This is a genomic window from Pseudomonas sp. P5_A12, assembly GCF_056400685.1.
Window position 1 is genome coordinate 1 of record NZ_JBFUKU010000220.1, and the last position, 13,243, is coordinate 13,243.

At 60.7% G+C, this 13,243-nt stretch carries 11 protein-coding genes and 1 pseudogene; 6 read left to right on the forward strand and 6 right to left on the reverse strand.

The genetic code is table 11. The features are described 5' to 3' along the window. Nucleotides 1–2,435: hybrid sensor histidine kinase/response regulator NahK/ErcS' (gene nahK, locus AC1DSG_RS22920; RefSeq protein WP_477792925.1), on the forward strand; the 2,435-nt coding region annotated here is incomplete at its 5' end. 68 nt (nt 2,436–2,503) lie between these two features. Here nahK and AC1DSG_RS22925 read toward each other — a convergent pair. The 6 genes from AC1DSG_RS22925 to AC1DSG_RS22950 form a co-directional block, all read right to left on the reverse strand. Further along, nucleotides 2,504–3,169 carry a response regulator gene (locus tag AC1DSG_RS22925; RefSeq protein WP_477792926.1) on the reverse strand — a complete coding sequence of 222 codons (666 nt, stop codon included), beginning with the start codon at nt 3,167–3,169 and terminating at the stop codon, nt 2,504–2,506. Between the two features lie 56 nt (nt 3,170–3,225). Then, nucleotides 3,226–3,783: a PQQ-dependent catabolism-associated CXXCW motif protein gene (locus AC1DSG_RS22930; protein WP_477792927.1), complete on the reverse strand. Its 558-nt coding sequence runs from the start codon at nt 3,781–3,783 to the stop codon at nt 3,226–3,228. 148 nt (nt 3,784–3,931) lie between these two features. Continuing rightward, entirely contained in the window at nt 3,932–4,723 is a 792-nt protein-coding gene (locus tag AC1DSG_RS22935; RefSeq protein ID WP_477792928.1) for an ABC transporter permease, read from the reverse strand. After that, nucleotides 4,720–5,451 carry an ATP-binding cassette domain-containing protein gene (locus AC1DSG_RS22940; RefSeq protein WP_477792929.1) on the reverse strand — a complete coding sequence of 244 codons (732 nt, stop codon included), beginning with the start codon at nt 5,449–5,451 and terminating at the stop codon, nt 4,720–4,722. Before AC1DSG_RS22940 ends, AC1DSG_RS22935 begins: the two co-directional genes overlap by 4 nt. Continuing rightward, nucleotides 5,448–6,422 (reverse strand): YVTN family beta-propeller repeat protein, encoded by a 975-nt coding sequence (locus tag AC1DSG_RS22945; RefSeq protein ID WP_477792930.1) that lies wholly within the window; start codon nt 6,420–6,422, stop codon nt 5,448–5,450. The genes AC1DSG_RS22940 and AC1DSG_RS22945 overlap by 4 nt, the downstream gene beginning before the upstream one ends. A 40-nt stretch (nt 6,423–6,462) precedes the next feature. Further along, the gene (locus AC1DSG_RS22950) at nt 6,463–7,647 is read right to left on the reverse strand and encodes an ABC transporter substrate-binding protein (protein ID WP_477792931.1); all 1,185 of its coding nucleotides are present in this window, start codon (nt 7,645–7,647) and stop codon (nt 6,463–6,465) included. Between the two features lie 471 nt (nt 7,648–8,118). On the opposite strand from AC1DSG_RS22950, the gene pedF reads away from it, so the two are divergent. The 5 genes and pseudogenes from pedF (at nt 8,119) to AC1DSG_RS22975 (ending at nt 12,942) form a co-directional block, all read left to right on the forward strand. Continuing rightward, nucleotides 8,119–8,580: a cytochrome c-550 PedF gene (gene pedF, locus AC1DSG_RS22955; RefSeq protein ID WP_477792932.1), complete on the forward strand. Its 462-nt coding sequence runs from the start codon at nt 8,119–8,121 to the stop codon at nt 8,578–8,580. Between the two features lie 4 nt (nt 8,581–8,584). Beyond that, nucleotides 8,585–9,297 (forward strand): annotated as a pseudogene (locus tag AC1DSG_RS22960) (substrate-binding periplasmic protein). A gap of 9 nt (nt 9,298–9,306) precedes the next feature. Beyond that, complete coding sequence (locus tag AC1DSG_RS22965) at nt 9,307–10,068, forward strand: quinoprotein dehydrogenase-associated SoxYZ-like carrier (RefSeq protein ID WP_477792933.1); 762 nt, start codon at nt 9,307–9,309, stop codon at nt 10,066–10,068. 16 nt (nt 10,069–10,084) lie between these two features. Next, on the forward strand, nt 10,085–11,023 hold the full coding sequence (locus AC1DSG_RS22970) for a quinoprotein relay system zinc metallohydrolase 1 (protein ID WP_477792934.1): 939 nt from the start codon (nt 10,085–10,087) through the stop codon (nt 11,021–11,023). Between the two features lie 143 nt (nt 11,024–11,166). Beyond that, complete coding sequence (locus AC1DSG_RS22975) at nt 11,167–12,942, forward strand: PQQ-dependent methanol/ethanol family dehydrogenase (RefSeq protein WP_477792935.1); 1,776 nt, start codon at nt 11,167–11,169, stop codon at nt 12,940–12,942. Nucleotides 12,943–13,243: the final 301 nt, after the last annotated feature.

The following is a 13,243-nucleotide window of genomic DNA, read 5'->3' on the forward strand; positions in this document are numbered from 1 at the left end:
CAGTGGTGCTGGCCGAGCAGGTCCGTGAGCGCACCGATGCTTTAAACCAGGCCATGGCCGAACTAAAGGCCGGCAACCATTTACTCAGCGAGGCACGCCTGCGTGCCGAGACGGCGCATCGACACCTGATCGATGCCATCGAGAGCATTTCCGATGCCTTTGTCTTGTTCGACTCCGAGCAGCGAATCGTCTTGTTCAACAGTCGCTTCAAGGCGTTCTGGCGCAATAGTCGGGTGCGGATCAACGCGGGCATGCGCCTGACCGAGGTCAAGCGCCTGATGATGAGCAACGGGCTCTTCACCGAAGAACCCCGCGGGCATGCCGACGAGAGCCTGTTGTACCGCTTGCAAAACGGGCGTTGGCTGCAAGTCAGCGAACGGCCGACCCAGGAAGGCGGACGGGTCATCCTGTTCACCGACATTACCGACGTCAAACTCAGTGAAACCGTACGCCGCGAACAGGCCGTGGCGCAGAAATCGCATCTGTTGCAGCGAGCAGTCGATAACCTGTCCCAAGGCGTGGCGATGGTCAATGCCGAGGGCATTCTGGAGTTATGGAACCGGCGCTTCCTCGAGTTGAGCGGGCTGGCGCCGGTCGCTGCCCATCGCCCCTTTGCTGAAGTGATCGCCGACACCGAGTTGAATTTGCTGACCCCGGCCAGTCGCGATGGCAATGGACGGCCGGTACAGGAATGCGAACAACGCCTCTATGACGGCCGGGTCCTGGAAATCCGTACGCATCCGCTGCCGACCGGCGGTTTCGTCAATACATTCACCGACATCACCGAGCGTTACCAGCACGCCGAGACGCTGAGTGAAAGCGAGCGCTGGATTCGCCTGATCACCGACCATGTACCGGCGCTGATCGCCTACCTCAATGCCGATCTGGTGTACGAATTTACCAACAAGGTCTACGAAGAGTGGTACTGCTGGCCCCGGGGAGTGATGCTCGGCCAAAGCCTGCGGCAAGTGCACAGCGAACAGCATTACCAGCGTCTGGAGAGTTACGTGGCGAGGGCGCTGGCCGGTGAGAGCGTCACGTTCGAGTTCGCCGAAACCAACGTCAATAATCAGGAGCGCTACATGCTGCGTTCCTACGTGCCCAACCGCCTCGCCACGGGCGAGGTGGTGGGGATTTTCGTGTTGATCCGCGACATCACCGAGCGCCGTCGTACCGCCGAGGCGCTGCATCAGGCGTATCAAAATCTTGAGTTGCGGGTGCGCGAACGCACGGCGGAGCTGACCACCCTCAATGGCCAGTTATTGCGTGAAATCGAAGAGCGTCGCGAAGTGGAATCACGCTTGCGCGAGGCCAAGCTCGACGCCGAGCAAGCCAACCTGTCCAAGACCAAGTTTCTCGCGGCCGTCAGCCACGATTTGCTGCAACCGCTGAATGCCGCACGCTTGTTTACCAGTGCGTTGCTGGAGCGACGCGAACCGAATTCCAACGAGATTCTGGTGCGCAATGTCAGTAACTCCCTGGAAGACGTGGAGAACCTGCTGGGCACTCTGGTGGATATTTCCAAGCTCGATGCCGGGGTGATCAAGGCCGATGTTGCGCCGTTCGCCCTCAGCGAACTGCTGGAAAACCTCGCGGCTGAATACACCGAAGTGGCGCGCAGTGAGGGCCTTGAACTGCATTTCATTGCCTGTTCGGCACTGGTGCGCAGCGACATCCAGTTACTGGCGCGCATCCTGCGCAACCTGCTGAGCAATGCGATTCGCTACACCTACAGCGGCCGTGTGGTACTCGGATGCCGGCGTCTTCATCAGCGGTTGTTGATCCAGGTGTGGGACACGGGGATGGGCATCGCCGACAATCGTCTGGAAGAGATTTTCCAGGAGTTCAAACGCGGTGATGTGCAGCGCCCGGATCAAGATCGCGGTCTGGGGCTAGGGCTGGCCATCGTCGAGAAAATTGCCGGGATCCTCGGGCATCGCATCCATGTGCGCTCGTGGCCGGGCAAGGGCTCGATGTTCTCGGTCGAAGTACCCTTGAGCGCAACCGCACCGAAGCCGCTGCCGACGTTGCAGATAAGCGAGCCGATGCTTGAGCGCCTGCGTGGGGCACGGGTGTGGGTGCTGGACAACGACGCGACCATTTGCGCCGGCATGCGCACTTTGCTCGAAGGGTGGGGCTGTCGGGTGCTAACGGCGCTGTCGGAAGAGGACCTGGCGCGACAGGTGGACAACTACCACGCCGAGGCGGATCTGCTGATCGCGGATTACCATTTGGACAACGATCAAAATGGCGTGGACGCCGTGGCCCGGATCAATGCGCGTCGTGCGTCACCCATTCCGGCCCTGATGATTACCGCCAACTACAGCAATGAACTCAAACAGCAGATCCGCGAACTGGGCCACACCCTGATGCACAAACCGGTGCGACCGATGAAACTCAAGACGGCGATGAGTCATTTGCTTGGCAGGCCTTGAGATCCTCTGCGTTAGTACCACCGTCATCGCGAGCCTGCTCACGAATGGGGCGACGCAGTCTCCCAGACTCAACGCCGCAAGTAAGACCCGAAATCAATATCCCCGGCACTCAAGATCGCCTGCACCCGATTGTGCACGTTGAGTTTGCGCAGGATCGCCGAGACGTGGGCCTTGACGGTGGTTTCGGCAATTTCCAGGGTGTAGGCGATCTGTTTGTTCGATTCGCCTTTGGTCATGCGTTCAAGCACCTGCAATTGTTTGCGGGTCAGGGCCTGGAGCAATTCGGGAGGGAAGCTTGGGGTGTCGTTCATCCGGCGGGGGGTGTTGGTTCGGGTGGTGCGGATGATGTCCGGGGGCAAGTACACGTTGCCGTTGAGAATTTGCTGGATGGCCTCGGTCATTTGCGTGCGTGCTGACGACTTGGTGATGAAGCCCACCGCACCGTAGGTAATGGCTTGCAGGACGATTTGTTTGTCCTGCTCGGCAGAGACAATCACCACCGGAATGGTCGGGGCCTCGTTGCGCAGATTGATCAGGCCATTGAGCCCGTGCATGCCGGGCATATTCAGGTCGAGCAAGATCAGGTCCAGGTCGTCGTGTTCCTGGGTGAGTGCCAGGGCACTGTCGAGGTCGGCGGTTTCCATGACTTCGCTACCGGGGAAACCATCGCTGATGACGTTATGAATCGCTTCGCGAAACAGCGGGTGATCGTCGGCAATCAGAATTTTGTACATAGCCTTTCACCTCATTATTTTGATTATGGTGTGGCAACAACACGCCAGCGTAAAGATCAGGGGAAAGGTTCTGGCCGGGCGGGTGTCACGGGCAGGTTGGCGGCTTGCCAGGCGTCGAGGCCGTCGCGATACCAATACAACGTCTTATAGCCCATGGCGGACGCCCGTTTTACCGCGTTCCAGCTCAACCAGCAGTCGGCGCGGCAATAGAAGACCAATGGTCGTGCCGGATCCCCGGCGGTCAATAGCTTGAGGTTACGCGCAAAGTAACCCTGCCAGTCGGGCGTCAGGTCGCCGTCGCCGGTATTGGCCAGCCAGTGACTGCCGGGCAGGTTTTCATGGGGCTGGTCTTCGATGAATTGCCCTTGCAGCCATTGGCGGCGGTAGACATCGATCAGGACCGGCGGCGGGGTTTGACTGAGCAAGGTTTGCAGGGCCTGGGTGTCAAGGATGGTCGCGCCTGGCAGGCTTTCCGGCGTCGGGCTGCGGTACAGGCCGATGCGATAGCCATCAGCGGAAAACAGCGGTGATTCAGCGTGCGCGCTGCCCAGCAACAGGCTCAGCGACAACGCAGCGAGAGTAGGGCGCAACAGGCAACGTCGGGCACGCGGCATGGGGTCGATCCTTATAGTTATGGACCTATTACATGTCAGGTGGGGGGCTTTGGGAATGCGACGATAGACAGGGAAACCAGTACTAAAGTAGTAATTTCCCCCGATCAAATGTAGGAGCAAGCTCGCTCCTACAGTTGGATTTGTGTTGTCAGGTGGATTTGCGCAGGGCTGCGTGTTGTGGGTTGAAGGTGAACACGGCGAGTAGCGCGAACACCACGGTCAGCCCCACACACACCGCCAACGCCACCGGATTGAAACGCTCATAGAGGGCAAACCGCACCAGCTCCACCGCATGGGTGAACGGGTTCACCGCGCACAGCCAGTACAACCACTCACTGGCCTCACGCATTTTCCACAACGGATACAGCGCCGAGGACAGGAAAAACAGCGGGAAGATCACGAAATTCATGACCCCGGCAAAGTTCTCCAACTGACGTATGGCGTTGGACAGCAAAAGCCCCAGGGCGCTGAGCATCAACGCCACCACCAGTAACACCGGCAAGGCAATCAATAAACCCATGGCCGGCGGCTGCACGCCATAGATCCAGGCAATCGCCAAAAAGGCATACACCTGCAACAGGGAAATCAGCGACGTGGCCAGCAACTTGCTGCACAGCAGAAAGGTCCGGGGCAGGGGGCTGGTCAGGAGCACGCGCATGCTGCCCATCTCGCGGTCGTACACCATCGACAGTGAACCTTGCATGCCGTTGAACAGCAGGATCATGCAGGCAAGGCCAGGGATGATGTAGACCTCGTACGGAATGTAGGTGTCGTAGGGTTCGATAATCGCGATCCCCAAGGCCGCCCGGAAACCGGCCGCGAAGACCAGCAGCCATAGCAGCGGCCGCACCAGCGCACTGAGAAACCGCGTGCGCTGCAACACAAATCGCAGCCATTCTCGCAGCACGATACCGCTGAAACATTGCCAATAAGCATTCATCGCACCGCTCCTGAAGTGGTCAGGCGAGTGAAGGCCGAGCCGAGGTCGCCGCCATGTTCCAGGCTCAGCTCGTCGGCCTGTCCGCTGGCCACCAGTCGACCTTGATGGAGGATCAACAAGTCGTCGCTGGCCTGTACCTCGTCCAGTAGGTGAGTGGTCCAGAGCACGCTGATGGCGTGTTCGCGGCACAGGTTGCGCATGTGCTGATTGAGTGCCAGGCGACTGGCGGGATCGAGTCCGGCACTGGCTTCGTCGAGTAGCAACAGGCGCGGTTCATGCAGCAGGGCGCGGGCGATTTCCACCCGGCGGCGGTGGCCGCCATTGAGTTCGCGTACCCGTTCGCGTCGGCGTTCGGTCAGGGTCTGGCGGGCCAGCTCGGCGTCAACCCGGATACCGGTCTGGCGCCGGGACAGACCATGCAACGCCGCGTGATACCGCAGGTTCTGCTCGACACTGAGGTCCAGGTCCAGGGTACTTTGCTGGAACACCACGCCCAACTGCTTGAGCGCCGGGCGTGGCGCATCGCGTAATGAATAGCCGCCGACCCGGATGTCTCCGTGCTGCACATCATAGAGCCGGGTCAGCAGGGCGATCAGGGTCGATTTGCCGGCGCCATTGGGTCCCAGCAATGCGGCGAAACGTCCGGGGGCCAGATTGAAGTTCACGTGGCGCAATGCTTCCCGGGCACCGTAGGCAAAACTCAGCTCGCTGACTTCCAGGGCGTTCATGGCGTCACCACCACGCCCCAAGGGTAGCGTCCGACTTTCACTGATTTGCTCACTTTGATGCTGTCGACATCAATCACCGACACGTCTCCGCTGACGCCGTTGGTGGCGAGCAGTTGCTTTTGATCCGGCGTGAACGCCAATTGCCAGACCCGTCGCCCGACCAGCAGGTAGTCGAGAATTTCGAACGTCTTGGCATCGATCACCGCCACATGATTGGCCGGGCCCAGCGCGACGAAAGCGTACTTGCCGTCGGCGCTGAGCTTGATGCCCACGGGCTGAACCTTGTCCGGGTGCACGCCTTTGATCTGGAAGTTGAGGGTCTTGAGGATCTTGCGGCTGGTGACGTCGAGAATCGTCACCGTGCCGCCGATTTCCGCCGACGCCCAGAGCTGTGAACCGTCCTGATTGAATTCGACAAAGCGCGGTCGCTGGTCCACCAGCGTGCTGTCGGCCAGGGTCTGGGTGCTGGTGTCGATCCAGTGCAGCATGTTGGTGGTTTCACTGGTGTTCACCGCCCACTTGCCGTCGGGGCTGACGGCCATGCCTTCGGGCTCGACGCCGACGTTGATCTGGCCGAGCACCTGGGCGGTTTCGGTGTCGATCACCGTGACCAGCGCATCGTCTTCGTTGGAGACGTACAACCAGCGGTTATTGGGGTGCAGGGCGAATTGCTCGGGGTCTTTTCCCGAAGGCAGTTCCTTGATGATCTTGCGCGTGGCCACGTCCATCACCTGGACCCGGTCCGAATCGCTGGCGCAGATGTACAGCAGCTTGTTGTCGTGGGACAGCAAAAGACCACGCGGGCGCTGGCCGACAGGCAGGGTGTCGGTGACTTGCAGGGTCTGCATGTCGATCAGGCTCAGGCTGTTGTCCTTTTCGTTGGAGACCCACGCGGTGCTGGCCGCGGCGTGCCCGGCGGCGAGCAGCAGGGCCCAAGAAAGCAGGGAGCGGCAAAGCAGGGTGCGGCGCATGGCGGATTCCTTTTTGTTGTAGTTCTTGTGGAAAGTTGGATCAGAGATAGCGGCAGCTGACCTCGGGTTTGTCATAACCCAGGCTGTCCATTTCGTTGAAGGGGTGCAGAAAACCTTCCTGCGGCGAGGTACTGACCAGGGCGCGGGGCTGGACGATGGGAATGGGTTGGCGCAACTGGCCGTTCCAAGGGCGATAACTGAGCTTGCGCCCCTTGAAACCGTCCAGCGGCAGTTGATCGCTGATTGCAAGCGTACGGATCGCCATCGGCTCGGTCTGGCGCAGTTTGCTCACGGCGCTGGCGATGCTGCGGACGGCCATCCAGGCGGCGAAGTCGCGGTCGTTCATCCAGCGCCCGGTCAGGGCTTCGAAACGCTTTTGCAACTGCGCGGCGCCGTAGGTTTCCACGGTTTTGTGCCAACCCACCGGGGTCAGTCCTTGAGTACCGGCGACCGGGCGTGGGTACCAGGTCTGGTAGGGCACGTATTCACCGAAGTCGCCGCGTTCATCGGCCACCAGCACCACGTCATATTCGGCCGTCTGGGTGAACAACGGCATGTCGGCCTGGGCACTGCGACGTTGATCGTTATCAAAACTCCAGGCCTTCTCCGCCACCAGTTGCAAGCCGAAGCGTTTTGCCGCGCGGCGCAGGGCGGCGGCGTAGGCTTGATCGTCGGCGGTCGGGCCGACGATCAGCAGCGCGCGTTGCCATTTGCGTACTACCAGAAATTGCGCCAGCGCATCGGCGAGCATCGCCCGACTCGGCAGGCTGTGCAGCACGTTCGGCAGGCAATCGGTGGTGCGCAAGCGGTCGTCGGGACTGCCGGCGTTGAACAGCAGGCTATCGGGCAGGGCCGCACTGAGTTGGCGCAAGCTGTCGGCCGAGGCGTTCACCACAAACAGACGCAGCCCCTGTGCGTGTTGGGCGTTGGCCGCGTCGAGCAACGCTTCGGGGCTGTCGACGTTGGCGCTGACCAGGGTGTAACTGTGGTTGAGAAAACGCCCGGTGCTGTTGCTGTCGGTGATCGCCAATTCGGCGCCACGCAGCCCGGCATCGGTCGGTTCGGGAATGACATTCGACAATAACGGTCCCGGATCGGGGCGATAGCCCAGGTAGCCGATCCGCACCTGCAGCGGCGCGTCTGCAGCCTGGCTTTGGGTCGCCAGGCCGGCAGCGCAGGCAATCGCCAGCAGGTACAGCAAGGCGTAAGGGGCTAGCAGGCGCATAGGACGCTCCATTACAGGTAGCGCCAGCATAGGAAGCCTGTGGAGCAGAAGAAATATGCAGAAAGTACCGGAGAGCCAGTACCAAGGTAGTAACCCGGGCGAATCGACGCGGTTTTAGCTTGGGTTTGAATGGCTCTCGCCCTGATGCCGATCAGTTAAGCCATAACACTATCCGTAGCAGCTGGCGAAGCCTGCGTTCGGCTGCGCAGCAGTCGTAAAACTTGAGTTTGCGGTTTTCCTGAAACACCGCATCGCCTGATTTCACGACTGCTTTGCAGCCGAACGCAGCCGAACGCAGGCTTCGCCAGCTGCTACGGAGCGCGTTACGCCTGTTGGCTGCCTCCATCGCCTTACTACCAAGGGACTAGAAGGCGACCACCAAAGCAGCATGGGGTGATTGCGATGCCGTTTCTAAGATGAGTGCCATAGCCTCTGCCAAGAGGTTTTGCGTGCAATCCTGAGGGCATAACAATGACAACAATACGCAACGCTTTGCTCATGACCGGGCTGCTGGCCGGCTTTATCAGTGCAGGTTCCGTGTGGGCGCACGGCAACGTGGTGCCACAAGCCGTGGAAACCCAAGGCCTGACCCCGATCAAAGACGCCGGTGTGCCGGTCGACGCGGATGGCTGGGCGGCGGCCAACCCCTACCGCACCTCCCCGGAGCGCGATAAGGCTCTGGAGATCGGTTCGTCGGCCTACAACCAGAACTGTGCGGCCTGTCATGGCCTGGAAGCCAAGTCCGGTGGGATCGCTCCCGACCTGCGCATGCTCGATGTCGGCGAGTCAGGAGACGAGTGGTTCGTCGAACGCGTGCGTCATGGCGCGGTGCGTGACGGTCGGGTCTACATGCCAAAAATGGCCGACTACCTGAGTCAGGAAGCGTTGTGGGCGGTGCGCACTTACCTGGACAGCGTTCACGTCGAGGAGTGACCCCATGCGTCTGATCGCGGTGTTGATCAGTGCGCTGTGGCTGTGCTGCCAGACGGTGCAGGCGCAGGTTCGGACCTATGACGAAATGATCGCCGCCGGGGAGCTGAAAGTGGCGGTGTACAAAGACTTCGCCCCCTACAGTTTCGAACAGGCCGGTCAGCCCCGAGGCGTGGATGTCGAGCTCGCCGAGGCCCTGGCCAAGGCCCTCGGTGTACGCCTGACGCTGATCTGGGCACCCGCCGGGGAAAAACTCGATGACGATCTGCGTGATTACATCTGGCGCGCCAGTGCGTTGCATAACCAGCAACTGGCCGACCTGATGATGCGTGTGCCCTATGACCGTGATTACGCCCAGAAGCGTAACGAATTCGGCGAAATGGAAAACGGCCATGTGGTGATGTTCGGCCCCTACCAGACCGAGCAATGGCAGGTGGCATACGATCAGCGCCGACTGGACAAGGTCGGCAGCGTGGCCGTGTTCGAGCATCACCCGATTGGCGTCGAGGTCGACAGCATACCGTCGTTCTACCTGACCTCGGTGTTCAACGGCATGCTCGCCGGCAAGACCCACCACTATCCGGGCGTGCCCCAGGCATTTGCCGCGATGAAGGCCGGTGAGGTGAAGAGGCACTGGAAGGGCTGATCCGCGAGGGTGCGGTGAAGACGATCTACAGCCACTACGGCCTGCGCTACGACGTGCCGCAGATGTATCAATAGGAGCGGGTGATGAGCTGGCGAATGACGTGTCTGTTGGCCTGTTGGTTACCCTTGGCCGCGCACGCTGCGGACATCGATCCGGGTAAAGACCCGGTGCCCTCGGTGATGTGGGCGTTCTATCACAAGCAAATGCTCGGCGACGCACCCTTTGTCTTCGATGATCGGGTCAAGCTGCTGGCGCCGCCGTTTGCCGAAGACGCCCGGCAGGTACCTTTGGAAATCGATGCGCGGGCGTTCAAGGGCGAGGTGGTGAAAATCCTCGCCTGGGCCGAGCTCAATCCGTTGCCGAAGATCGTCGACTTCCAGCCGCTGGACCGCGTATTGCCGTGGCTGTCGATCCGTATCCGGATCGAACAGGCCACGCCCTTGCGCGCGGCGGTCTTGACCCGCGATGGGGTGTGGCATGTCGGTTCAACCTTGATTGATGCAGCAGGTGGCGGCTGCACCGCACCGAGTGTCGTGCGTACCCAGCCCGGCTGGGAGGAACACATCGGCGAAGTGTTGGGTGGTCGCTATCCACGCAACGAGTTCAGCCGATTGCGCGTGCAGGTGGCGCACCCGATGGACAACGGCATGGTCAGTGGTATCCCGGAGTTCTACATCAATCATGCGGAACTGAAGGACCTGAACGATCAGCTGTTGGCGCGGCTGGAGCTGTTTCCCGCCGTCAGCGAAAACCCCAATCTGGCCTTCGACATTGAAGGGGCAGGGCAGACGCGTCTGTTCATTCGGGATACCAGCGGCAATGAATTTGATGCGTCAATTCCCTGACCCAAAGGAGCGTGTCATGCGCTGGATACTGCTGATTATGTTGAGTGTCAGCCTGCCGGCCATGGCCGACTTGGAGTATTCGCTCAAGCCCCGGCAGATCGCCGAAGACACCTGGCTGCTGGAAGGCAGCACGGATAATTTCGCCAAGGCCAACGGCGGCAATATCGTCAACACCGGGTTCATCGTCACCGAGCGCGGCGTGGTGGTCATCGACACCGGCCCGTCGAAGCGTTACGGCGAAGCTCTGCGCAAGACGATTGCGACGATCACGGATAAGCCGGTGATTCAGGTATTCCTGACCCACCACCACCCGGACCATGTGCTGGGCAATCAGGCGTTTGCTGATGTGCCCATCGGCGCACTGGCGGGTACCACCGAGCTGATGCATCAACAAGGTGATGCCATGGCCGAGAATATGTATCGACTGGTGGGCGACTGGATGCGTGGCACCGAAGTGGTGTTGCCCAATCAGACCGTTACGCCAGGCGTACTCAGTTTTGGGAATCACGATTTACGCGTGCTGGGCCTGGGTGGGCATACGGCAGCGGATCTGGCTATTCTCGACCAGCGAACCGGCGTGCTGTTTGCCGGGGACCTGGTGTTTTATCAGCGGGCCCTGACCACTCCGAACAGCCCTGGGCTGTCGGTGTGGCTGGCGGACATAGCCACCCTCCAAGGCTTGCCCTGGAAGCTGATCGTGCCCGGCCACGGCCCGGTGTCCAGCGACCCACAACCCTTCGCACAAATGCGCGATTACCTGAGCTGGCTCGACCAACTGCTGCAAGAGGGTGCGGCCAGCGGCAGTGACATGGCCGAGATGATCCGCAGTCCCATCCCTGAACGTTTCGCCGGGATCAATCTGAACCGTTATGAATTAATCCGCAGCGTCAGTCATTTGTACCCGCGTTACGAGCGTGGGCAGATGACCCGGGTGGACTCCGGCGCAAGCCGGTAAGGCTTGAACTCATCCAAACCGCTACTAAGGGATTAGGAATCTCCATATTGCGGGTAATTGTTGCCGGGGCGGCGGCGCCCAAGAATCTGCACTACGCCGGGAAACGTTCCCGCGAATAACAAAAAACCGCAGAGGTAGCCGTCATGACCCAACCCGCACGTCGCCAGCCCTTCGTCTTGAGCCTGCTGCTCAGTGCCATGCTGTTGTCCGGCCAGGCATTGGCCGCCGTCTCCGACCAGGACATTCTCCAGGACCCGAAAAATCCGGAACAAGTCGTCACTAACGGCTTGGGTGTCCAGGGGCAGCGCTACAGCCCGCTGGATATTCTCAACGTCGACAACGTGAAGGAGTTGCGGCCAGCCTGGGCATTCTCCTTCGGCGGCGAAAAACAGCGTGGCCAGCAAGCACAGCCGATGGTCAAGGACGGCGTGATGTACATGACCGGCTCCTACTCACGGGTGTTCGCGGTGGATGCGCGCACCGGCAAGAAACTCTGGCAATACGATGCGCGCCTGCCGGATGACATCCGTCCGTGCTGCGACGTGATCAACCGTGGCGTGGCGCTGTATGACGACCTGGTGATCTTTGGCACCCTCGACGCCAAGCTGGTGGCCCTGAACAAAGACACGGGCAAAGTGGTGTGGAGCAAGAAGGTGGCCGACCACAAGGAAGGCTATTCCATCAGCGCCGCGCCGTTGGTGATCAACGGCAAACTGATTACCGGCGTGGCCGGTGGCGAGTTCGGTGTGGTGGGCAAGATCTCGGCCTACGACCCGAAAAATGGCGAGCTGTTGTGGGTCCGCCCGACCGTCGAGGGCCACATGGGCTATGYCTACAAAGACGGCAAGGCCATCGAGAACGGCATCTCCGGCGGTGAAGCCGGCAAGACCTGGCCCGGTGATCTGTGGAAGACCGGCGGTGCTGCGCCTTGGCTCGGTGGTTACTACGACCCGGAAACCAATCTGCTGCTGTTCGGCACCGGCAACCCGGCGCCGTGGAACTCGCATTTGCGTCCTGGCGATAACCTCTACTCATCGTCGCGCCTGGCGCTCAACCCGGACGACGGCACCATCAAATGGCACTTCCAGAGCACGCCCCACGACGGCTGGGACTATGACGGCGTCAACGAACTGGTGTCCTTCAATTACACCGAGGGTGGCAAGGAAATCAAAGCGGCGGCCACGGCGGACCGCAACGGTTTCTTCTACGTGCTGGACCGTACCAACGGCAAGTTCATCCGTGGTTTCCCGTTTGTGGACAAGATCACCTGGGCCACTGGCCTGGATAAAGAGGGCCGGCCGATTTACAACGAAGCCAGCCGCCCCGGCGCCCCGGGCGCTGACCCCAAGGGCAGTTCGGTCTTCGTAGCGCCTGCATTCCTTGGCGCGAAGAACTGGATGCCGATGGCCTACAACCGCGACACCGGGCTGTTTTACGTGCCGTCCAACGAGTGGGGCATGGACATCTGGAACGAAGGCATCGCCTACAAAAAAGGCGCGGCATTCCTCGGGGCCGGTTTCACCATCAAGCCGTTGAATGAAGACTACATCGGCGTGTTGCGCGCCATTGACCCGAAAACCGGCAAGGAAGTCTGGCGCCACAAGAACTACGCGCCGCTGTGGGGCGGGGTGCTGACCACCAAGGGCAATCTGGTGTTCACCGGCACACCGGAAGGTTTCCTCCAGGCGTTCAACGCCAAGACCGGCGAGAAAGTCTGGGAATTCCAGACTGGTTCCGGCGTACTCGGCTCACCCGTGACCTGGGAAATGGACGGCGAACAATACGTGTCCGTCCTCTCCGGCTGGGGCGGCGCCGTACCGTTGTGGGGCGGGGAAGTGGCCAAGCGCGTGAAGGACTTCAACCAGGGCGGCATGCTCTGGACCTTCAAGCTGCCGAAAGACCTGGTGGCCAAGCACTGACCCCAAGTCCACCGCTGATCGTTCCCACGCGCAGCAAAGGAATGCAGCCAGGGACGCTTTGCGTCCCAAGTGCCGAACGCGGAGCGTCCGTTGAGGCATCCCCACGCGGAGCGTGGGAACGATCGACTTGCGCAAATCTACGACCAAATAACGAGAGCCCTCCTGCCATCGGCGCATTCGTCCGGCACACGGGGCTCTCTAGTATCGATTCATCGCCTGTCGCCACGGCAGGCATCGACCCAGACAGAGGCCCACCATGATCTACGCACAACCCGGAACCCCAGGCGCCGTTGTTTCCTTC

What these genes read in the sequence shown, in the direction of transcription:
- AC1DSG_RS22950 (WP_477792931.1), bottom strand. Translation starts at nt 7,647, where the DNA reads ATGCGCCTGCTAGCCCCTTACGCCTTGCTGTACCTGCTGGCGATTGCC.
- AC1DSG_RS22925 (WP_477792926.1), bottom strand. Translation starts at nt 3,169, where the DNA reads ATGTACAAAATTCTGATTGCCGACGATCACCCGCTGTTTCGCGAAGCG.
- AC1DSG_RS22965 (WP_477792933.1), top strand. Translation starts at nt 9,307, where the DNA reads ATGAGCTGGCGAATGACGTGTCTGTTGGCCTGTTGGTTACCCTTGGCC.
- AC1DSG_RS22945 (WP_477792930.1), bottom strand. Translation starts at nt 6,422, where the DNA reads ATGCGCCGCACCCTGCTTTGCCGCTCCCTGCTTTCTTGGGCCCTGCTG.
- AC1DSG_RS22935 (WP_477792928.1), bottom strand. Translation starts at nt 4,723, where the DNA reads ATGAATGCTTATTGGCAATGTTTCAGCGGTATCGTGCTGCGAGAATGG.
- AC1DSG_RS22970 (WP_477792934.1), top strand. Translation starts at nt 10,085, where the DNA reads ATGCGCTGGATACTGCTGATTATGTTGAGTGTCAGCCTGCCGGCCATG.
- pedF (WP_477792932.1), top strand. Translation starts at nt 8,119, where the DNA reads ATGACAACAATACGCAACGCTTTGCTCATGACCGGGCTGCTGGCCGGC.
- AC1DSG_RS22930 (WP_477792927.1), bottom strand. Translation starts at nt 3,783, where the DNA reads ATGCCGCGTGCCCGACGTTGCCTGTTGCGCCCTACTCTCGCTGCGTTG.
- AC1DSG_RS22940 (WP_477792929.1), bottom strand. Translation starts at nt 5,451, where the DNA reads ATGAACGCCCTGGAAGTCAGCGAGCTGAGTTTTGCCTACGGTGCCCGG.